The sequence below is a fragment of the Streptomyces sp. V2I9 genome (assembly GCF_030817475.1).
Classification (GTDB): Bacteria; Actinomycetota; Actinomycetes; order Streptomycetales; family Streptomycetaceae; genus Streptomyces.
The window spans coordinates 4,193,577-4,214,482 of the sequence record NZ_JAUSZJ010000002.1 but is presented as its reverse complement, the minus strand read 5'-3'; the positions used below and the strand labels follow the sequence as shown (position 1 = coordinate 4,214,482).

Genomic DNA, 20,906 nt, shown 5'->3' with positions numbered 1-20,906 from the left:
GCGGTCGGCGCGCGACGCTCAGGAGCCGTGAATTTTCAGCCCGTCGACGACCTCGTCGAAGATCGCGTCGCCGTCCTTCGCCGCCTGCCCCTTCGCGGGCATCCGCACCCGCACGTGCCAGTAGGGGTCGCTCTTCTTCTCGCCGGGGATCAGCAGCTCCCGGAAGCGGTGGCGGAGCGGGTCGTCGTCGGACGAGTCGTACGGGACGTACACGGTGTCCATCTCGATCGCCTTCCGCCCCTGGTGCGTGGTTTCCTCGGTGGTGACGGAGGCTTCCTTCATCTGCGTGGAGTCCGCCCCGCCCTTCTCGTAGTAGGTCTTGCGGGCCACCGGGTCGGCTCCGGGGTTGTCGTCCATGTCGTCGGGGTCGTTCTTCGGTGCGCGGTGCCAGAAGTCGATCTCGAAGACGCCGCTGGGGTCCGTGTACCAGACCACTTCGCCGCTGTCGTCCTGGACCCGCTTGTACTCCTCCGGCACCGCCACGTCCGCCGACAGGACCTCGTTCTCCGGCCGGACCTGCCAGCCCTCCGGCGGCCCGTCGCCCGCGAACGGGTTCAGCAGGATCAGCAGGAGCGCGACCACCACGGCGAGCGCCCCGCCGCCGAGGGCGAACTGCGCGGGACGGTTGCGGTGCAGCACCGGCGGCACCCACTTGCCGCCGCCCGCGACCGCGGTGGGAGCCGCGTACGGGGAGGTGGCCGGGGCGGGGGCCACGAGCTGCTGGAGCGTCCGGCGGACCTCGGCGGCCGGCGGGCGCGCGGCGGGGTCCTTGCGGAGCAGCTGCATCACGAGCGTGCCGAACGCGCCGGTGCCGCGGGCGGGCGTCTGCGGTTCGGCGGACAGCACGGCCTGGAGGGTGGCCGGGGTGTGCGAGCGGCGGTACGGGGACATGCCCTCGACCGCCGCGTACAGCACGACGCCCAGCGACCACAGGTCCGACTCCGGTCCGGGGCGCTGCCCGAGGACCCGTTCCGGGGAGATGTACTCGGGCGAGCCGATGAACGCGCCGGTCTCGGTGAGCCGCTGCTCGCCCTCGACCTGGGCGATCCCGAAGTCGGTGAGGACGACCCGGTCGCCGGTGCCGAGCATGACGTTGTCCGGCTTGACGTCCCGGTGCAGGATGCCCATCGCGTGGGCGGCCGTCAGCGCGTCGAGGACCGCGAGGCCGATCCTGGCCGCCTCGCGGGCGTCCAGAGTGCCTTCCTGGAGGCGGTCGCCGAGCGACGGCCCGCGCACCAGCTCCATGACGATCCACGGCTTACCGTCCTCGATCACCACGTCGTGGACGGTGACGACGGAGGGGTGGTCGATCCGCGCGGCGGTCCGCGCCTCGCGCCGCATGCGCTCGTACACGGTGGAGTGCTCGCGCTCGCCCAGGTGCTCCGGTACGCGCGGCTCCTTGACGGCGACCTCGCGGTCGACGACCTCGTCGTGCGCCCGCCACACGGTGCCCATGCCGCCGTGCCCGAGCCGGGCGAGCAGCCGGTAGCGCCCGCCGATCAGCCGGTTCGCCGCGCTGTCCGGGGCACTCGCCGCGACGGTCGGGGAGGGAATGTGCGCCGGGGGCGCGGAGTGCGGTGCGCCGAATCCGCCCGGAGCGTGCGGCGGCTGGAGTCCGTAGCTGGTGGGCTCGTCGGCCCGTCCCCCGTGATCTGTCATGCGCACCATCCTGGATCACCGGCCGGGTCCGGCACCACCGGGTACGGCCGGCAGGTGCGAAGCCGTGACCGTACAGCAACCCCGGCACGGCGTCGGCGGCCGGGCCGCCGCGCTGCCGCCGGCCGGCGTGGCGCGACGCGGGATCACCGCCGGGTCGCGCGGGGCGGGATCACCGCCGGGCTTCGGGGGCCCGCCAACTGCGCAGCATGACGTCGAACTTCGCGCGGCTGACCTCCCAGCCGTCCTGCGGAGCGGTCAGATACAGGGCGTACTCGGGGCCGCCGGGCCCGCCGTAGTACATCTGGTCGATGCCGTGCCGGGGCCCCGCGTGATCCTTGGTCTCGTTCCAGGTGAACTCCCAGAGCGCGCCGGGGCGGTCGCGGAAGGTGTTCTCCTCCATCCCGATCCGCTGGTAGCCCGGCAGCCGCTCGGAGAGCTGCTCCTCCATGCTCTGCATGTGCAGATACGGGTGGTCGAAGTCCGGGTCCGGATCGACGCTGATGCGGATGCGGTGGGCCCCGCCGTCCGGGGTGTAGTCGATCTGGCCGTCCTGGACCTGCCGCGTCCAGCCGTCGGGCACGAGCAGGCTGAAGCCCGCCGGGTCGTCCACCCGGTGCCAGCCCTCGGGTATCTCCGGTGTCCCCTGCGCGGGGGCGGTCCCTTCCGGGGTGGTGCCGGGGGCGGACGGCGGACCGCTCGCGGCGGTGCCGCCGGGGGTGCCGGGGGTGCCGGGGCTGCCCGGCCCTTCCCCGTACTTCATGGCGATCAGCCCGGCCCCGCCACCGAGGACGGCCGCGGCGACGACCACGACGAGCACCGTCCGCCAGCGGGAGCCGGACCGCCGGGTCGCCGGGGGCGGGACGGGGCCGGTGACCGGGGACGTCCGCTCCGGGCCGGGGGCGTCGGGCTGCGCGGTCGCCGCGGACGTCGCTCCCGGCAGCCGGGCGGTGGCCCCGTCGGAGCCGGGCGGGTCGGCCGGGGCGTCGGCGGTGTGCGGGCCGGCCGGGGCCGCGGAGCCGTGCGGGCCCCGGTAGCCGTAGCGGGACTCCTCCGGGTAGCGCTGGGTGGGCACGTGCGCCTGCGCGGACCGGGGCTCGCGGCCCTCCATGGCGTCCAGCAGCATCTGCTCGGTCTGCGCGGCGGTGGGCCGCTCGTCCGGGTCCTTGCGGAGCAGGGCGGTGATCACGGGGCCGAGCGGACCGGCGTTGACCGGAGCGGGCGGCTCCTCGGTGACGACGGCCTGCATGGTGGAGATCGGGGACGTGCGCCGGAACGGGGAGGTCCCCTCGACCGCCGTGTACAGCGTGGCGCCCAGCGACCAGAGGTCGGAGGCCGGTCCGGGATCGCCGCCGCGTACCCGTTCCGGGGCCAGGTAGTCGATGGAGCCGACCAGTTCCCCGGTCCGGGTGATGGTGGAGTCGCCCTCGATCGCGGCGATCCCGAAGTCGGTGAGGAGCACCTGTCCGTCGCGGGCCAGCAGGACGTTGCCCGGCTTGACGTCGCGGTGCAGCACCCCGGCGCTGTGGGCGGCGCGCAGGGCGCTCAGCACGTGCAGTCCGATGCGGGCCGCCTCGCGCGGGGCGACCTCGCCGCTCTCCTTGGCGGCGTCGGCGAGCGAGGGCCCGTCGACGTACTGCATGACGATCCAGGGGCGTTGGTCGTACTCGATCACGTCGTGGACGGTGACGACTCCGGGGTGCGTGATGCGCGCCGCCGCCCGCGCCTCCTTCTGGGTCCGCGCGTGCAGGACGAGCCGGTCCGCCTCGGCGACGTACAGCCCGGCGGTCAACTCCTTGACGGCGACCGTGCGGTGCAGCACCTCGTCATGGGCCCGCCAGACCTTGCCCATACCGCCCCGGCCGAGCACGTCGCCCAGCCGGTAGCGCCCCGCCAGCACCGGTCCCGCGTCCGTGCCCTGTGATCGATCCACGTGAAGCCCCCGCCCCGTTCCTCGAATGGCCACATTACGGAGGCGGGACGCGCGGGCGGAACGGGGGATCGCTCACGAGACCGCACTGTGATGGTTGTCGCTGTCGCACAACCCCCGTGCCGCGCCGGCTGCGGTGACGTGAGGTCAGCCGGTGACCCGGTAGGAGGCGACGGCCTGTTCGTAGACCGCGGTGACCTTGTCCCGGTCGTTCACGGGGCCGATGACCTGGATGACGTGGTAACGGCCGTCGACGATCATCGCCAGGTTCCGGACGTACACCTCGCGCCCGCTGTTCTCCTGCCAGGTGAACTGCCCCTCGGCCATGGCCTGCCGCCCGACGTCCACCCGGCGCACCCCGGACGAGGAGGACCAGCTGGAGTCCCGGAACGGCTGGAGCTCGGGCTCCTTGTCCCGCTGGTAGTCCAGCGGATCGCCGCCACCCGACGTCACCGTGTCCCGGCCGGGCACGACGAGCAGGGTGAACCCGTCGCTCCCGTACCGGATCTGACGGTCCGCGTTGGCGGGGCTGCGCTGCCAGTCCTTCGGCACGCCGATCTCGAAGCCCTCCGCGTCCTTGCGGAGCGCATAGCCGGCGGGCAGCGCGACGGCCGACCCGCTCGTCTGCGGCTGCTGCGAGCCGGTGTCGGCGGAGCCGTCCCCGGATGCGGACGGGCGGGGCCCGCCCGAGGCGGCCGGCGGGGCGGCGGAGCCGGAGGGGGCGGGCGCACCGCCGTCCTCGGAGGCGTCCTGCTTCGGCAGGAACATCACGGCGTACGCGACGGCCGCAGCCATCAGCAGCAGGATCAGGACGAGCAGCAGTCGGCCCAGGTTGCGCGGGGACGACGACCGCTCGCCCCGGCGCGGCGGCTCCCGCAGCACCCGTGGCCCCTTGGGCGTACGCGGCGCGCGGGCCGGACGCTCCTCCTCCCAGGTGCCCACGGTCATGGGCGCGGACCGGTCGGGCGGCGGCAGCGACTCCTGGCGGTCGATGCGGTCGAACTCCTGAGCGGGCGCGCGGCGCTTGCCCTGGCGGTGCCGCCCATGGGCCGCGCCGCCGCCGAACCGGCCCCGGCGCCGGCGGACCAGTTCGCCACGGCGGCGGACGACGGGGAGCCGGGTGGCGTCCAGTGCGGGCAGCGGTACGACGTCGGCGCCCGCCTCCGGCTCGGGCGCGGAGCGCACCAGGGAGCGGAGCCAGCCGCTCAGCTCCTCGACGTCCGGCCGCTCGGTGGGGTCCTGGCGCAGCAGCGACTCGACGACGGGCCGCAGCGGACCGCACTCCTCCGCGAAGGCGGGCGGCTCGCCGCACACCATCTGGACCAGTTCGGCCGCGTTCTCCTCGGGGTAGGGGGCGTGGCCCTGGACGGCCCGGTAGAGCAGCGCGCCGAGCGCCCACAGGTCGGTGGAGGGCCCGATCGGCGGCGCGAGCTGCCAGTTCTCGTGGACCGGGCCCGCCTGCTCGGGAGCCCAGCGCTCGGTGACGGCCCCGACGACGGCTATCCGCGCCTGGCGGGCCCGTTCGGCGGCGAGAGGGGTGGCGGGACCCCGGTGGACGGCGGGTTCACGGCCGCCCACGACGGCGTCCTCCCGGTCGCGGTGGGCGTTCCGCCCGGCCGGGACGGGGACGGTGCGGGGCGGCTCCTTCGGGATGTGACCCGGCAGTCCGGGCCGCCGGGAGTCGGCGCGCAGCGCGTCCTCGCCCGAGCCGCCGGCCGGGACGGGCCGCCCGGCGCCGGGGCCGTCGTCCCAGGTCCCGGCGAGGTGGACGCGCCGGCCGGGCGGCCGGGGGCCCTCTCCGTCGTCCTCGTCCTCATCGTCGTCGTAGGACTCCTCGACGGGGCTGCCCCAGGGAGCGGACAGCGGCCGGGGGGCCACGGGGGCGTCGGAGGCGGAAGCGCCGGGGGCGGGACGGCGCTGAAGGGGGAGGACATCGGGGGCGGGGCCGGAGTCGGGCGTGGGGCCGGTGCCTTCGCCGGTGTCCACACCGGAGCCGGGGCCCTCGCCGGAGCCGGGGCGGGCGCCGACGCCCGGGCCGGTCCGTGCGGCGGCCGGGGTTCCCGGCGCGTCCGGGGCGCCCGGCGCGGCGGAACGCGCTCCGCGCCCCTGCGGGTGCGGGGTCTTCGTCAGGTCGGCCGGGGCAGCCGGATCGGCCGGGGCGCGGTCGGCCTCCGACCGGTCCTCGGCGACCCGGGCGGCGGCGCGCGCGCCCGCGCGGTAGGCGGCGATGGCTCCGGCGCGGGCGGCCCGCAGCTGGGCGGCGCTCGACGCACCCGGCTCGGCCGGCGGCACGGCGGTGTACGGGACGGCGGGCGCGGCGGGGCGCGGAACGATCTGCTGCCCGGCGTCCGGCGGTGAGGAGCGGCGGGGCTCCCCGGCGTCGTACGCCTCCGAGGCGGCCCCTGGCTGGGGACCCGGCGCGGGCGCGGGCGCGGCGTCCCGGTCCGACGGCTCTGCACCCGGCGGCAGCCCGTACCGGTCGCCCTCCCCCTCGTCGCGGCCGTACCCCTGATGGTCCCGGTCGTCACCGCGCGGCGCGTACCCGTGCGGCAGCGGCGGAACCGGGAGCCCTCCGCTCACCCGGCCGTCACGGCCCTCACCGCGGCCGTGCCCGGCATACCCGGCGGACCCCCGAACGTCCTCGTCGTCCAGAACGTCGGCGTACCGCGCGCCCCCGCCGTCCGCGTAGTCCGGAGCGTCCTCGTATCCCTGAGCGTCCTCGTACTCCCGGACGTCCTCGACGCCCTCGTACGGCGCATGGCCCTCGGGCGCGCCGCTCCTGCCCGGCGGGAGCGAACGGGCGTCGTCGGACTCCCCCGGCGGGGCGGGCTCGGGGGCCGGGATGCCGTACGTCGTCGGGTCGTCCACCGGATCGGCGTCCGGGAGGGGCGCGGGGGCGTAGCCGCAGAGCGCTTCCTCGGCGGCGCCCACCGCGAGGCCGGTGAGCATGACGCGGCCGTCGTCGCAGACCAGGACCGTGCGCACGGTGATGTTGCGGTGGGTCCAGCCGTGGGCGTGCAGCACGCGCAGGGCGGTGAGCACGTCGGAGCCGATCTCCGCGGCCCGGTAGGGGTTGAGGGGGCGCTCGGCGAGGAGGGCGGCGAGCGGGCGGGCCGCGACGAGCTCGCTCACGATCCACAGCGAACCCGCCTCGGCGAACACGTCGTAGACCTGGTCGAGCCGGGGGTGGTCGGGCACCTGGGCGGCGGCCTGCGCGGCCTCGATGGCCCGCCGGACGGCGGGGTCCGTACTGCGGCGGACCGCCCGCCCGGCGGCACGCCCGGATGCCGAGGGCCGGCCGTCCTCGTCGAGCACCTCGGCGTCCACGACCTCCGGCAACGGCACCTGGCGGACCAGGACTTCCTGCCCGCTGTACGTGTCGAACGCCCGCGTCTCCGCCAGTTCGTACCCGTCGGACGGGGGCAGCGGAAGGCGGTAACGGTCGGCGAGCACCCGACCCGCGTAGTCGTCCACGTCGCCTCCCCAGAGCGCGCTGTTCCCCCGGCCGGCACAGCCGTACGTATCCGTCGGTCACGGCCGGGGCGGCGGGTGGCTGACCCACCGCACCGGCTGCGTACGGTCCCCCGCCTCTTACGATACGTGGCAACGCGGGCGGACGGGCCGGGTCGCGCCAACCCGGCCCGAACAAACGTCTGCCCGCCGCCCCTTCAGGGCGGTCAGCCGGTCAGCCGGTGGGGGCGAACGTGCCGAACGCCGTGTCGCGGAGCGTCGTGCACTCCTTGCCGTCCCACTCGTCGATCTTGCAGCTGATCATGATCGAGTAGCCGCGCTTGGCGTCCACCTTGAAGCCGCGGTTGAGCACCCGGACCCGGACGCCGTTGTGGCTGCGCTCGAACGTCCAGTCCGCGACGGTCGGATAGCCGTTGTACTCGACCTTCTTTATGCTGCCGTGCTTGTAGCCGTCGCTGAGGACCTTGGCGCTGCCGACCGCCCCGCGCCAGGCGGCCGCCGCGTCGTCCCTGGGCGAGCTGTTGAAGTCGATCTGGACACGGGGGAAGCTGCCCTGCCGGACGTTGTAGATGCCGCCGGAGTTGCTGCCCGCGATGCCGGTGCGCCTGAAGTCCGCGGGCATCGCCATGGTGAAGTGGAACCGGCTGTCGGTGACCTCCTTGTAGCCCGCGGGCAGGGTGCCGTCCTGGCCCGGCCCCTTCCCCTTCCCGCCGTCGGGGTCGCCGGTCTTCGGGTCGTCGGAGGCGTCGCCCGACGGATCGGCGGAGGCCCGGCCGTCGTCCTTGCCCTGGCCCTCCTTCTGCCCGTCGCCCTTCTCCCCTGCCGAACCGCCGCCCGTGTCAGCGCCCTTGCCGCCGGCGCCGTCCGTCGAGGCTCCGGCCGACGCGGCGGTGTCGCCCTTGCCGCCCTCGTCCGCGCGGCCGCCGCCCAGGGCGAGCGCGAGGACGGCGCCGAGGATGGCGAGGGCGACCACGGCCGCGATGATCACGAGGGTGCGGCGGGGCACCACGTCGGTGATCGAGGCGCGGGTGGAGGCAGGGCCGTACGGCGGGCGCTGTCCCGGTACGGACGGGCTCGCCGCGGCTGTGGACGCGGCGGAGGAGGCCGCCGCCTTCTTCGCCGTCGCCGGGCCGGACGCCGTGGCCGTCGCGGACTTCGCACCGGTGGCGGAAGCCGCGGGCGGCGTCGGAGGCTTGGGCGGAACGGCGGGCGAGCCGGTGGCGGCGGCCGGGGTCCCGCCGGACGCCGCGGCGGCTCCCGCCGCGACCGCCGGGGTCTTCGCGTTGCGCACGGAGCGCAGGGCTCCGCGCAGCCGGTCGCGCGTCCCCTCGCCGGTCTCGCCGGCTCCGGTGGCCTGCTTCGGCGCCTTCGCCGCCTTGGGCTTCGGCGTCCGCTTCACGAGGGGGTCGGCGGCGGGGGCCGGCGGGACGGCCATGATCCGGGTCGAGTCCGCCGGGTCCTGCGCGGTGGTGTCGGGGGCGTTGATGACGGCGTTGAGCAGCGCCCGCGCCCCGGCGTCGTCGAGCCGCTGCTCGGGGTCCCGCTCCAGCAGCCCGTAGATGACCTCGGTGAGCGGACCGGCGTTCTTCGGCGGGTCGAGCGGCTCGGTCATCACGGCCGTCAGGGTGGCGATGGCCGACCCCTTGTCGTACGGCGGGCAGCCCTCGACGCTCGCGTACAGCAGGCCGCCGAGCGACCACAGGTCGGCGGGTGGGCCGGGCTTGTGGCCGCGCGCCCGCTCCGGCGAGATGTAGGAGGGGGCGCCGACGAGCATGCCGGTCGAGGTGACCGAGGGGTCGCCCTCGACCTGGGCGATGCCGAAGTCGGTGAGCACGACGCGCCCGTCCTCGGCGATCAGCACGTTGGACGGCTTCACGTCGCGGTGCAGGATGCCCTCGCGGTGCGCGGAGCGCAGCACGTCGAGGATGGCGAGCCCGACCTCGGCGGCGCGCTTCGGCGACAGCGTGCCGTCCTCGCGGATCGCCTCGGCGAGCGACTTGCCCTCGATCAGCTCCATGACGATCCACGGGCGGTCGTCCTCGTCGACCACGTCGTAGACGGTCACCGCGCTGTTGTTGCGGATGCGCGCGATCGCCTTGGCCTCGCGCAGGGTGCGCGTGATCAGGCGGCGCTTCTCGTCCTCGTCGATCGCCGAGGGGAACCGCAGCTCCTTCACCGCGACCGTGCGGCCGAGCGTCTCGTCGTCGGCGCGCCAGACCGTCCCCATGCCGCCCCGGCCGAGCACCTCACCGAGCCGGTAGCGCCCCGCGAGGAGACGACCGTCCTTGTCCCGTTGGGGCTCCCGTGCCTGCTCCGCCTCCGACATGCGTCCCCTCTGCGATCAACCCGCCCTGGCAGAGCGTTCATTGTCCCTCACGCCGGGACCGGTCCTGGTGCCGGGTCCGGGGTCCGCCGCGACGCGGCCCCACGAGGGAATCCCCCACAGCCTGCTACCAACCGGGCCTCCCCGTCCAGGCCGGGCCGGGCCGATGCCTCCGCTTCACCGGTCCGGTGAAGCGGGGGCGGTCCGGGGCCGACGCCCCGGTGAATCCCAACTGACCGACGGTCACCGGCCGGTGACCACCCGTCCGGCGGACGGCCGGCCGTCCGACCGCCCGCGCCCTCACGTCCGGGCCGGCCCGCCCTACCGGCGGCGGCACCCGTCCGGATCACGCCGTCCGACCGCCCACGGCCTCACGTCCGGGTCGCCCGCCCGCCGCCGGGGGCCTCGCGTGCGGATCAGCCGTTCCCGACCACCGACGGCCTCGCGTCCGGGTCAGCCCGGCGCGATGTCCGGTGCGCCGAGCCGGGCCGCGTCCGCCGTGAGGTCGTCCGGCTGCCGCTGCGATTCGCGCTCGGCCTCCACCCGCTTCTCGTAGTGCTCGACCTCCCGGTCGATCCGCTCCTGGTCCCAGCCCAGCACCGGGGCCATCAGCTCCGCGCAGAGGCGGGCGCTGCGGGTGCCCCGGTCGAAGGTCTCGATGGAGATCCGGGTGCGCCGGGTCAGCACGTCGTCGAGGTGGCGGGCCCCTTCGTGGGAGGCCGCGTAGACGATCTCGGCGCGCAGGTAGTCGTCGGCCGCGGGCAGCGGTTCGCCCAGGGCGGGGTCCGCGAGAATCAGTTCCAGAATCTGCTCGGTCATTGAGCCGTACCGGTTGAGCAGATGCTCCACGCGGGCGACGTGGAGCCCGGTCCGGTCCGCGATCCGGGCGCGCGCGTTCCACAGGGCCCGGTACCCCTCGGCGCCGACGAGCGGGGTGTCCTCGGTGACGCAGGCGGCGACCCGCTGGTCGAGGCCGTGCACCGCCTCGTCCACCGCGTCCTTGGCCATGACCCGGTATGTCGTGTACTTGCCGCCCGCCACGACGACCAGGCCGGGGGCCGGGTGGGCCACCGTGTGCTCGCGGGACAGCTTGCTGGTGGCGTCCGACTCGCCGGCCAGCAGCGGCCGCAGCCCGGCATAGACGCCCTCGACGTCGTCCCTGGTCAGCGGGGTGTTGAGGACGGTGTTGACGTGCTCCAGGAGATAGTCGATATCGGCGCTGGAGGCGGCCGGATGGGCCTTGTCCAGGTCCCAGTCGGTGTCCGTGGTGCCGATGATCCAGTGGCGGCCCCAGGGGATGACGAAGAGGACGGACTTCTCGGTGCGCAGGATGAGACCGGTCGAGGAGTGGATGCGGTCCTTGGGGACGACCAGGTGGATGCCCTTGGAGGCGCGGACGTGGAACAGTCCGCGCTCCCCGATGAGCCCCTGGGTGTCGTCGGTCCACACGCCGGTGGCGTTGACCACCTGCTTGGCCCGGATCTCGTACTCCCGGCCGCCCTCGGCGTCCCGTACGAGCGCGCCCACGACCCGCTCGCCCTCCCGCAGGAAGCCCGTGACCCGCGCCCGGTTCGCCACGTGGGCCCCGTAGGAGGCGGCGGTGCGCACCAGCTCGGTGACGAAGCGGGCGTCGTCCATCTGGGCGTCGTAGTACTGGAGGGCGCCGACCAGGGCGTCCTTGCGCAGGGCGGGGGCCACCTGGAGGGCGCGCTTGCGGGAGAGGTGGCGGTGGACGGGCAGTCCGCGCCCGTGGCCGGAGGAGACCGACATCGCGTCGTACAGCGCGACGCCGGAGCCGGCGTAGAGCCGCTCCCAGCCCTTGTGCTGCAAGGGGTAGAGGAAGGGCACGGGCTTCACCAGGTGCGGGGCGAGCCGCTCCAGGAGAAGGCCGCGCTCCTTGAGGGCCTCGCGGACCAGGGCGAAGTCGAGCATCTCCAGATAGCGCAGGCCGCCGTGGATCAGCTTGCTCGACCTGCTGGAGGTGCCGGACGCCCAGTCGCGCGCCTCGACCAGCCCGGTCGTCAGCCCTCTGGTGGCGGCGTCCAGCGCCGTGCCCGCGCCGACCACGCCCGCCCCCACGACCAGCACGTCCAGTTCGCGCGCGGCCATGGCGGCGAGCGCTTCGACGCGCTCGACGGGTCCCAGTGTCGCTGTCCTCACTGCTGCCTCCCGGTGGATCGGGGTGGTCGGACACGGGAGTGCCACCCGGCCGAGGGGCCGGCCGCCGTGTCCACCCCTCGATTCTGTCCGCGCTCCGCGACTTCAGCCACCGCCTGTGGACAACACCCCGACGACAGGAAGCCCCTAATGCGACATATAGGTCATATTTACGCCTAGTCTGACATAGCGCTGTCCACAGCAGTTGCGATCTTCGTACTCCGCCGTTACGGGGGCTCCTCCTATGCCAGCAGACCTCGCCGTCATCGGACTCGGTCACCTCGGCCTGCCCCTCGCCCAGGCCGCCGTGACCGCAGGAATCGACACCGTCGGCTACGACCCCGATCCCCGCCCCTACGCGGAGCTGCGGGCGGGCCGCACGCCCGTGGAGGGCACCCTCACCGCGTCCGAGGTCCGCCGCATGCTCTCCGGCGGCTTCCGGCCCACCACCGACGCCGCCGAACTGGGCCGGGTCCGCACCGCCGTGATCTGCTCCCCCACCCCGCTCGGCCCCGACCGCACCCTCGACCTCACCGCCCTCGGCGACGCCGCCCGCGCGCTCGCGGCCCGGCTGCGCCCGCACACCACCGTGCTGCTGGAGTCCGCCGTTCCGCCCGGCACCACCGAGACCTTCCTGCGCCCGCTGCTCGAAGAGGGCTCCGGGCTCGTCGCCGGACGCGACTTCCACCTCGCCTGCTCCCCCGGCCGGCTCGACCCCGGCAACCGCACCCACACCCTGGCCAACACGCCCAAGGTCATCGGCGGCCTCACCTCCGCCTGCACCGAGTCGGCAGCCGCCTTCTACGGGCGGCTCACCGACAAGGTCGTCCGGGCGCGGGGGCCGCGCGAGGCGGAGATGACGAAGGTGCTGGAAACCAACTTCCGGCACGTCAACATCGCACTGGTCAACGAGATGGCGGTGCTCTGCCACGACCTCGGCGTGGACCTCTGGGACGTCATCCGGTGCGCCGAGACCAAACCGTTCGGCTTCCAGCCCTTCCGTCCGGGACCCGGCGTCGGCGGCCATGGCGTCCCGGTGGACCCGGGCAGCCTGCCCAGCAGCCCCCGCCCCGGACACCCGCTGCGGATGGTCTCGCTGGCGCAGGAGATCAACGACCGCATGCCCAGCTACGTCATCCGGCGCTGCGCCACCCTCCTGAACGAGCACGGCAAGTCCGTCCGGGGCGCGCGCGTCCTGCTGCTCGGCGTCACCTACAAGCCGGACTCCGCCGACCAGGAGGCCGCGCCGGCCCGCGAGATCGCCACCCGGCTGATGGACATGGGCGCGCAGATCGGCTACCACGACCCGCACGTCCTGGACTGGCGGGTGCGCGAACGCCCCGTCCCGCGCGCCGACTCGCTGTACGAGGCGGCCGCCGCGGCCGACCTGACCGTCCTGCTCCAGCAGCACCGCACCTACGACCTCCAGGGCCTCGCGGTGAAGGCCCAACTCCTCCTGGACACCAGGGGCGCAACCCCCGCGGGGGCCGCCCACCGGCTGTAGCCGCTCCCTCGGCGCGCACCTCCCTCCCGGCGGCTGACGGGCCGTCCGCCCGGCCGTTACGGTCCGCCCACCGAGACGTGACGGGCCGTCGAAAGATAGTCAGTGACCGGATCAAGGGGGTGCTGCTACTCTGCGGCGTCACAGAGCGCACACACGTGCGATCCCGCACTCGCGTGCGCCGTCGTCCCAGGGGGAGCCCCACCGTGAGTCAGCCCGTGCAGCCGCCGAACCAGCCCCAGCAGCCCTACGGTCAGCCGGTCGACGGCAACCCGTACGCGGGCGGTCCGGGTCAGGGCGCCCCCTCCGCACCGACCGGCAACCCGTACGGCCAGCAGCCCGCGGCCCCGACCGGCAACCCGTTCGCGGGCCAGCAGCCCGGCCAGGGGGCCCCGTTCGGCGGCGCGCCGTTCACCCCGCCGCCCCCGGCCCGCGACAACCTTCTGCTCGGCATCGGCGTCGCGTTCGGCGTGGCGATCCTGGCGGGCATCCTGTACGGCGTGATCGCGGGCTCCATCGAGCGCGAGGTCGGCTACGCGGCGGTCGGCGTCGGCTTCCTGGTCGGATTCGCGGCGAGCAAGGTCGGCGGGTCCAACCCGGCGATCGTCGCCGCCTCGGCCGTCTTCTCGGTCGGCGCGGTCTACCTCGGCCAGCTCGTCGGCATCTCGATGGTCCTCGCCGACCTGGCGCAGATCCCGTTCTCCGAGGTCGTCGGCGACCACTTCGACACCGTGACGAAGGCGTGGTCGGAAGAGGCCGACTTCATGACGTACCTCTTCCTCGCCCTCGGCGCGATCGCCGCCGTCGGTGGCGCGAAGAAGGCCGGCTGACACCGGCGGCAGCACGGCGAAGGGCCCGGACCGATCCCCTCGGGGACGGTCCGGGCCCTTCGCGCACGTACGGGTGGTACGGGACGGGTCAGCGGCTGTGCTGCGAGTCCGCCACCGTCACCTCGACGCGCTGGAACTCCTTGAGGTCGCTGTAGCCGGTGGTGGCCATCGCGCGGCGCAGGGCGCCGAAGATGTTCATCGAGCCGTCCGGGGAGTGCGAGGGGCCGGTGAGGACCTCCTCCGTCGTCCCGACCGAGCCGAGGTCCACCAGCTTGCCGCGCGGCACGTCCTCGTGGACGGCCTCCATGCCCCAGTGACGGCCACGGCCCGGCGCGTCGGTGGCGCGGGCCAGCGGGGAGCCCATCATCACGGCGTCCGCACCGCAGGCGATGGCCTTCGGCAGGTCGCCGGACCAGCCGACGCCGCCGTCCGCGATGACGTGCACGTACCGGCCGCCGGACTCGTCCATGTAGTCGCGGCGGGCGCCGGCCACGTCCGCGACGGCGGTGGCCATCGGGACCTGGATGCCGAAGACGTTGCGCGTGGTGTGCGCCGCGCCGCCACCGAAGCCGACGAGGACACCGGCCGCGCCGGTCCGCATCAGGTGCAGGGCGGCGGTGTACGTGGCGCAGCCGCCGACGATGACCGGGACGTCCAGCTCGTAGATGAACTGCTTCAGGTTGAGCGGCTCGGCCGCCCCGGAGACGTGCTCGGCGGAGACCGTCGTGCCGCGGATGACGAAGATGTCGACGCCCGCGTCCACGACCGCCTTGGAGAACTGGGCGGTGCGCTGCGGGGAGAGCGCGGCGGCGGTGACGACGCCGGAGTCGCGCACCTCCTTGATGCGCTGCCCGATCAGCTCCTCCTGGATGGGGGCGGCGTAGATCTCCTGGAGCCGGCGGGTGGCGGACTCGGCCGGCATCTCCGCGATCTCGTCCAGCAGCGGCTGCGGGTCGGCGTGGCGGGTCCACAGACCCTCCAGGTTCAGCACGCCGAGACCGCCGAGCTCACCGATCCGGATGGCGGTCTGCGGGGAGACCACGGAGTCCATCGGAGCGGCCAGGAACGGCAGCTCGAAGCGGTAGGCGTCGATCTGCCAGGCGATCGAGACCTCCTTCGGGTCGCGGGTGCGGCGACTCGGAACGACGGCGATGTCGTCGAACGCGTAAGCCCGGCGGCCGCGCTTGCCGCGCCCGATCTCGATCTCAGTCACGATGTGTGGCCTTTCCCTCTACGTCTGCGCTGACCAGTATCCCCGACATGCCCCGAGGGGCGGTACCGGGAACTCCGGTACCGCCCCTCACCTGCGGCGACGCGTTACTTCTTGCTGTAGTTCGGTGCCTCGACCGTCATCTGGATGTCGTGCGGGTGGCTCTCCTTGAGGCCCGCCGAGGTGATCCGGACGAAGCGGCCCTTGCTCTCCATCTCGTCGACCGTCGCTGCGCCGACGTAGCCCATGGTCTGGCGCAGGCCGCCGACGAGCTGGTGGAGGACGTTGGCCAGCGGGCCGCGGTAGGGGACCTGGCCCTCGATGCCCTCGGGGACGAGCTTGTCGTCCGAGGCCACCTCGGCCTGGAAGTAGCGGTCCTTGGAGTACGACCGGCCCTGCCCGCGGGACTGCATCGCACCCAGCGAACCCATGCCGCGGTACGACTTGAACTGCTTGCCGTTGATGAACATCAGCTCGCCCGGCGACTCCTCGCAGCCGGCGAGCAGGCTGCCCAGCATGACGCTGTCGGCGCCGGCGGCCAGCGCCTTGCCGATGTCACCGCTGTACTGGAGGCCGCCGTCACCGATCACCGGGACGCCCGCGGCGCGCGCGGCGAGCGCGGCCTCGTAGATCGCGGTGACCTGCGGGACGCCGATGCCGGCGACCACGCGGGTGGTACAGATCGAGCCGGGGCCCACACCGACCTTGACGCCGTCGACACCGGCGTCGATCAGCGCCTGCGCGCCGTCGCGGGTGGCGACGTTGCCGCCGATGACGTCGACGCCGACGCTCGACTTGATCTTCGCCATCCAGTCGAGGGCGTTGCGGTTGTGGCCGTGCGAGGTGTCGACGATGAGGAAGTCCACCCCGGCGGAGGCGAGCGCCTGCGCGCGGTCCAGCGCCTCGGGACTGGCGCCGACGGCCGCGCCGACCAGCAGCCGGCCCTCGGCGTCCTTGGCGGCGTTCGGGTACTGCTCGGCCTTCTTGAAGTCCTTGACCGTGATGAGACCCTTGAGGATGCCCGCCTCGTCGACCAGCGGCAGCTTCTCGATCTTGTGGCGGCGCAGCAGCTCCATGGCCTCGACGCCGGAGATGCCGACCTTGCCGGTGACCAGCGGCATCGGCGTCATGACCTCGCGCACCTGACGCGTACGGTCCGACTCGAAGGCCATGTCCCGGTTGGTGACGATGCCGAGGAGCTTGCCCGCGGCGTCGGTGACCGGAACGCCGCTGATGCGGAACTTCGCGCAGAGCGCGTCCGCCTCGCCGAGCGTGGCGTCGGGGTGCACGGTGATCGGGTCGGTGACCATGCCGGACTCGGACCGCTTGACCAGGTCGACCTGGTTGACCTGGTCCTCGATGGAGAGGTTGCGGTGCAGCACGCCGACGCCGCCCTGCCGGGCCATGGCGATGGCCATCCGGGCCTCGGTCACCTTGTCCATGGCGGCGGACAGCAGGGGGATGTTCACCCGTACGTTGCGCGAGATGAGCGAAGAGGTGTCCACAGCGTTGGGCAGGACCTCGGACGCGCCGGGCAACAGCAGCACGTCGTCGTAGGTCAGCCCGAGCGTCGCGAATTTCTCGGGCACTCCGTCGACGTTTGCAGTCATGACACCTTCCCCAAATGGCCTTGATCGGTGCGGATGTCCATGCTAACGGCCCGAGGAGGTGTCTCATTCCACGAGCAAGATCACTTGGCCGTTCTGTAGCTTCGCACCAGGTGGGTCCCGACGCGGGTCGGCCGCACGGGAGAAGCGCGCCGACGAGCGCCCGTCCCCCGCCCGGCGGGCCCGCCCTACTGCTCGGCGAGCGCCCGGAGTCTGCTGAGCGCACGGTGCTGGGCGACCCGGACCGCGCCCGGCGACATCCCGAGCATCCGCCCGGTCTCCTCGGCGGTGAGGCCGACCGCGACCCGCAGGACCAGCAGCTCGCGCTGGCTCTCCGGGAGGTTGGCCAGGAGTTTCTTGGCCCAGGCGGCGTCGCTGCTGAGCAGGGCGCGCTCCTCCGGGCCGAGGGAGTCGTCGGGCCGCTCCGGCATCTCGTCGGAAGGGACGGCGGTCGAACCGGGGTGGCGCATCGCGGCGCGCTGGAGGTCGGCGACCTTGTGGCCGGCGATCGCGAAGACGAAGGCTTCGAAGGGCCTGCCGGTGTCCTTGTAGCGCGGCAGTGCCATCAGCACCGCGACGCAGACCTCCTGGGCCAGGTCCTCCACGAAGTGACGGGCGTCACCGGGGAGGCGGTTGAGCCGGGAGCGGCAGTAGCGCAGCGCGAGGGGGTGGACGTGGGCCAGCAGATCGTGGGTGGCCTGCGCGTCGCCGTCGACGGCCCGGTGCACGAGGGCACCGATCACCGTGGTTTCGTCGTCGCGCATCGGACCATGGTGCCCTGATGCCGCCCGGTCCGCGCCACCGCGTCCCGAGTTGTGCACCGAAGCGTTATGAGCGGGTGCGCCGGATGTCATGTCCTGCGCCCTCCCCTTCCGCTCGACCGAATCGTTCCCGAGGAACTCCACGACTCAAGGATGCGTCATCGGCCGGGAAGCGTCACATGGCGCCTGAGCGGGCGCCCTCATGCGGGGTGCGGACCGGCGCGGCCCGCTCCGTGACCCCGCCCGCGGAACGGCGGACGGGGCGCGGTCCGGGCCTGCCCTCAGCGGACCAGGCCCCAGCGGAACCCGAGGGCCACCGCGTGGGCTCGGTCCGAGGCGCCGAGCTTCTTGAACAGGCGCCGGGCGTGGGTCTTGACGGTGTCCTCGGAGAGGAACAGCTCCCGGCCGATCTCCGCGTTGGAGCGGCCGTGGCTCATGCCTTCGAGCACCTGGATCTCCCGCGCGGTGAGGGTGGGTGCCGCCCCCATCTCGGCGGACCGCAGCCGGCGCGGGGCGAGCCGCCACGTCGGGTCGGCCAGCGCCTGGGTGACCGTGGCCCGCAGCTCGGCGCGCGAGGCGTCCTTGTGCAGATAGCCGCGGGCCCCGGCGGCGACCGCCAGTGCGACACCGTCCAGGTCCTCGGCGACGGTCAGCATGATGATCCGGGCGCCGGGGTCGGCGGAGAGCAGCCGCCGGACCGTCTCCACACCTCCCAGACCGGGCATGCGTACGTCCATCAGAATCAGGTCCGAACGATCGGCGCCCCAGCGGCGGAGGACTTCCTCGCCGTTGGCGGCCGTCGTCACGCGCTCGACGCCGGGCACGGTGGCCACCGCGCGACGGAGCGCTTCTCGGGCGAGCGGGGAGTCGTCGCAGACGAGGACGGATGTCATGACCGTCCTCCGCAGCTGATGCGCGTCACCTTGAGCCTCCAGGCTGAATCAAGTCGTCACCTGTGCGGTCGACCCCCTCGGACATGTGCCCGAGCCGGATATCCGTCAACCGCATCCGTTCCCTTAACGACGGTCACTCGAAAGAGTTACGGGTCGGGCGGCCGAGTTCGGCACTCTACGTGAGGGCCCGTATACGGAGGCGAACGGCGCGGGTGATTCACCCATCAACTTGATCTTCACCCTCCGGCATGCCCTATTTGGCAGCTTTTCTTCCCTTTCGAGGGTGTCTGTGGCTAGATTCGCAATCAGTCATATTTACATCTACTAACACCGTAGATGTACGGTCGAGACTTCGGTCACACCGATCACCGACGGTCCGCACAGCACGGCCGTCGATCCCAGCCGGTCGAGGATGCCGCTTCCGACGCAGCACAGCTCCGAGGGGACAAGCAATGGCAGATTTCTCCCGCCTTCCCGGACCCAACGCAGACCTGTGGGACTGGCAGCTGCTCGCCGCCTGCCGTGGCGTGGACAGTTCCCTGTTCTTCCACCCGGAGGGCGAGCGCGGCGCGGCGCGCAGCGCTCGGGAGACCTCCGCCAAGGAGGTGTGCATGCGCTGCCCGGTACGGGCCGAGTGCGCCGCGCACGCCCTGGCCGTACGGGAGCCCTACGGCGTGTGGGGCGGCCTGACCGAGGACGAGCGCGAGGAGCTGATGGGCCGGGCCAGGACCCGGCTGATCACCGCCGGCGCCGGGAGCCCCGCCTCCCCGGATTCCGGCGCCCCCTGACGCCCGTACGCGTCACCTGAACGCAGAAACGTTTTTCCGGGCACCCCCGGCCACCCGGCCCGCGCCCGGTCGCGGTGACGCCGGGCGACGCGGCCCCACGCGGTCTCAGCGGGCGGCCGTCCGCGCGAGCCGGTCCAGCGTGGCCGCCACCGCCGGGACCCTGGCCAGGTCCGGCAGGGTCAGCGCGACGATCTCCCGCTCGATCGCGGGCTCGACCGGCACGGCCCTGGCCCCCTTGGGGCGTACCGACTCGACGGCCAGCTCCGGCAGCACCGCCACGCCGAGCCCGGCCCCGACGAGGCCCATCACCGCCGGGTAGTCGTCGGTGGCGAAGTCGATGCGGGGGGCGAACCCGGCCTCCTCGCAGACCTCGACGAGCTGACGCCGGCAGCGCGGACAGCCCGCGATCCACGCCTCCCCCGCCAGCTCCCCGATGGAGACGCTCGCCGCCTCCGCCAGCCGGTGCCCCTCCGGCAGGAGGCCGATCAGCCGGTCGGTGAGCAGCGGCCGGACCACCAGGTCGTCCCATTCGCCGCCGCCCGCCCCGTAGCGGAACGCCAGCGCGATGTCGCAGTCGCCCTCGCGCAGCAGGTCCACCGAGCGCGGCGGCTCGGCCTCGACGAGAGAGACCCGCGTGCCGGGGTGCTCGGCGCGCAGCGCGGCCAGCGCCCCCGGAACCAGGGTGGAGCTGCCGCTGGGGAAGGAGACCAGGCGGACCCGTCCGGCCCGCAGCCCGGCGATGGCGGCGACCTCCTCCTCGGCGGCGGTCAGCCCGGCGAGGATGCCGGAGGCGTGCCGTACCAGCGCCTCGCCTGCCTGGGTGAGGCGCATCTCGCGTCCGGTACGGATCAGCAGCGTGGTGCCGGCCGACGCCTCCAGGGCCTTCATCTGCTGGCTGACGGCGGGCTGGGTGCAGCCGAGTTCGCGGGCGGCGGCGGAGAACGAGCCGGTGGCGGACACGGCGCGCAGGACACGGAGGTGGCGGGCTTCGATCACCACTCCAGCATAAGGAACGCTTGGGGAAGAAGCCCATTCATATCGGATGACTTGGGGTGTACGCGGCGGCTAGCGTGAGCGCATGAAGCTGCTGACCGTGAACACCGGCCGCCCCCGCCTCTCCCCCCACACCGACGGCCCGGAGGGCCTGACCGGGATCGACAAGCGACCGGCGGAAGGCCCGGTCGAGGTGCGCGATCCGGGGCCCAAGGGGGCCGGCGGGAGCGGTCTCGCCGGGGACACCGTGTGCGACCTGCGCCATCACGGCGGCAGCGACCAGGCGGTGTACGCGTACGCCCGCGAGGACCTGGACGCCTGGGAGCGGGAGCTGGGCGGCCGGACCCTGGCCAACGGGGTGTTCGGCGAGAACTTCACGACCCTGGGCGTGGACGTCAGCGGCGCGCTGATCGGCGAGCGCTGGCGGGTGGGGACGGACCTCGTGCTGGAGGTGACCTCGGGGCGCATCCCGTGCCGGACCTTCGCCGGGCACCTCGGCGAGCGGGGATGGGTCCGGCGGTTCACCCGGCACGGCGTCACCGGCGCGTATCTGCGGGTGATCGAACCGGGGACCGTCCGGGCCGGGGACCCCGTCGAGATCGTGCACCGGCCGGACCACGGGGTCACCGCCGCCCTGCAGTTCCGGGCCGTGACGACCGAGCGCACCCTGCTGCCCGCCCTGCTGGCCGCCGGGGAGGCGCTGCACCCCGAGGCGCTGCGCAAGGCGCGGGAGTACGCCGGGCGGCAGAGCTGAGGGAGCGGCGGCCCGGGCCCGTACGAGGCCGC

At 73.8% G+C, this 20,906-nt stretch carries 14 protein-coding genes; 4 read left to right on the top strand and 10 right to left on the bottom strand.

Annotated elements, in window-relative coordinates; translation table 11 throughout:
- Positions 1-18 precede the first annotated feature (18 nt).
- The 5 genes from QFZ71_RS18785 to QFZ71_RS18765 form a co-directional block, all read right to left on the bottom strand.
- A complete protein-coding gene (locus tag QFZ71_RS18785; protein WP_307669337.1) occupies positions 19-1,659 on the bottom strand; it encodes a serine/threonine-protein kinase in 1,641 nt (546 codons plus the stop codon).
- 169 nt (positions 1,660-1,828) lie between these two features.
- On the bottom strand, positions 1,829-3,589 hold the full coding sequence (locus QFZ71_RS18780) for a serine/threonine-protein kinase (RefSeq protein ID WP_307669336.1): 1,761 nt from the start codon (positions 3,587-3,589) through the stop codon (positions 1,829-1,831).
- A gap of 144 nt (positions 3,590-3,733) precedes the next feature.
- Positions 3,734-7,060 (bottom strand): protein kinase, encoded by a 3,327-nt coding sequence (locus tag QFZ71_RS18775; RefSeq protein ID WP_307669335.1) that lies wholly within the window; start codon positions 7,058-7,060, stop codon positions 3,734-3,736.
- A 211-nt stretch (positions 7,061-7,271) separates the two neighbouring features.
- Positions 7,272-9,383: a serine/threonine-protein kinase gene (locus QFZ71_RS18770; protein ID WP_307669334.1), complete on the bottom strand. Its 2,112-nt coding sequence runs from the start codon at positions 9,381-9,383 to the stop codon at positions 7,272-7,274.
- Positions 9,384-9,833: 450 nt separating this feature from the next.
- On the bottom strand, positions 9,834-11,540 hold the full coding sequence (locus QFZ71_RS18765) for a glycerol-3-phosphate dehydrogenase/oxidase (protein WP_307669333.1): 1,707 nt from the start codon (positions 11,538-11,540) through the stop codon (positions 9,834-9,836).
- A 241-nt stretch (positions 11,541-11,781) separates the two neighbouring features.
- On the opposite strand from QFZ71_RS18765, the gene QFZ71_RS18760 reads away from it, so the two are divergent.
- Together QFZ71_RS18760 and QFZ71_RS18755 are read left to right on the top strand one after the other, a co-directional pair.
- On the top strand, positions 11,782-13,041 hold the full coding sequence (locus QFZ71_RS18760; RefSeq protein WP_307669332.1) for a nucleotide sugar dehydrogenase: 1,260 nt from the start codon (positions 11,782-11,784) through the stop codon (positions 13,039-13,041).
- Positions 13,042-13,244: 203 nt separating this feature from the next.
- A complete protein-coding gene (locus tag QFZ71_RS18755; protein ID WP_307669331.1) occupies positions 13,245-13,868 on the top strand; it encodes a hypothetical protein in 624 nt (207 codons plus the stop codon).
- Positions 13,869-13,956: 88 nt separating this feature from the next.
- Here QFZ71_RS18755 and QFZ71_RS18750 read toward each other — a convergent pair whose 3' ends face one another.
- The 4 genes from QFZ71_RS18750 to QFZ71_RS18735 all read right to left on the bottom strand — a co-directional run bounded on the left by QFZ71_RS18750 (position 13,957) and on the right by QFZ71_RS18735 (position 18,339).
- Positions 13,957-15,081: a GuaB3 family IMP dehydrogenase-related protein gene (locus tag QFZ71_RS18750; protein WP_307669330.1), complete on the bottom strand. Its 1,125-nt coding sequence runs from the start codon at positions 15,079-15,081 to the stop codon at positions 13,957-13,959.
- Positions 15,082-15,185: 104 nt separating this feature from the next.
- Complete coding sequence (gene guaB / locus QFZ71_RS18745; protein ID WP_307669329.1) at positions 15,186-16,688, bottom strand: IMP dehydrogenase; 1,503 nt, start codon at positions 16,686-16,688, stop codon at positions 15,186-15,188.
- A gap of 185 nt (positions 16,689-16,873) precedes the next feature.
- The gene (locus QFZ71_RS18740) at positions 16,874-17,449 is read right to left on the bottom strand and encodes a sigma-70 family RNA polymerase sigma factor (RefSeq protein ID WP_006126954.1); all 576 of its coding nucleotides are present in this window, start codon (positions 17,447-17,449) and stop codon (positions 16,874-16,876) included.
- A gap of 278 nt (positions 17,450-17,727) precedes the next feature.
- On the bottom strand, positions 17,728-18,339 hold the full coding sequence (locus QFZ71_RS18735) for a response regulator transcription factor (protein WP_003948568.1): 612 nt from the start codon (positions 18,337-18,339) through the stop codon (positions 17,728-17,730).
- A gap of 452 nt (positions 18,340-18,791) precedes the next feature.
- On the opposite strand from QFZ71_RS18735, the gene QFZ71_RS18730 reads away from it, so the two are divergent.
- Positions 18,792-19,127, top strand: a complete 336-nt coding sequence (locus QFZ71_RS18730; RefSeq protein ID WP_307669328.1) for a WhiB family transcriptional regulator — start codon at positions 18,792-18,794, stop codon at positions 19,125-19,127.
- Between the two features lie 105 nt (positions 19,128-19,232).
- Here the strand turns inward: QFZ71_RS18730 and QFZ71_RS18725 are convergent, their stop codons facing one another.
- A complete protein-coding gene (locus QFZ71_RS18725) occupies positions 19,233-20,123 on the bottom strand; it encodes a LysR family transcriptional regulator (RefSeq protein ID WP_307669327.1) in 891 nt (296 codons plus the stop codon).
- An 82-nt stretch (positions 20,124-20,205) separates the two neighbouring features.
- Here QFZ71_RS18725 and QFZ71_RS18720 point away from each other — a divergent pair, with 82 nt between their 5' ends.
- The gene (locus QFZ71_RS18720; protein ID WP_307669326.1) at positions 20,206-20,874 is read left to right on the top strand and encodes an MOSC domain-containing protein; all 669 of its coding nucleotides are present in this window, start codon (positions 20,206-20,208) and stop codon (positions 20,872-20,874) included.
- Positions 20,875-20,906 lie beyond the last annotated feature (32 nt).

Excerpts from the sequence above, each read along its gene's own strand:
- QFZ71_RS18740 (WP_006126954.1), bottom strand. The coding sequence starts at position 17,449 with ATGCGCGACGACGAAACCACGGTGATCGGTGCCCTCGTGCACCGGGCC.
- QFZ71_RS18785 (WP_307669337.1), bottom strand. The coding sequence starts at position 1,659 with ATGACAGATCACGGGGGACGGGCCGACGAGCCCACCAGCTACGGACTC.
- QFZ71_RS18760 (WP_307669332.1), top strand. The coding sequence starts at position 11,782 with ATGCCAGCAGACCTCGCCGTCATCGGACTCGGTCACCTCGGCCTGCCC.
- QFZ71_RS18730 (WP_307669328.1), top strand. The coding sequence starts at position 18,792 with ATGGCAGATTTCTCCCGCCTTCCCGGACCCAACGCAGACCTGTGGGAC.
- guaB (WP_307669329.1), bottom strand. The coding sequence starts at position 16,688 with ATGACTGCAAACGTCGACGGAGTGCCCGAGAAATTCGCGACGCTCGGG.
- QFZ71_RS18735 (WP_003948568.1), bottom strand. The coding sequence starts at position 18,339 with ATGACATCCGTCCTCGTCTGCGACGACTCCCCGCTCGCCCGAGAAGCG.
- QFZ71_RS18720 (WP_307669326.1), top strand. The coding sequence starts at position 20,206 with ATGAAGCTGCTGACCGTGAACACCGGCCGCCCCCGCCTCTCCCCCCAC.
- QFZ71_RS18770 (WP_307669334.1), bottom strand. The coding sequence starts at position 9,383 with ATGTCGGAGGCGGAGCAGGCACGGGAGCCCCAACGGGACAAGGACGGT.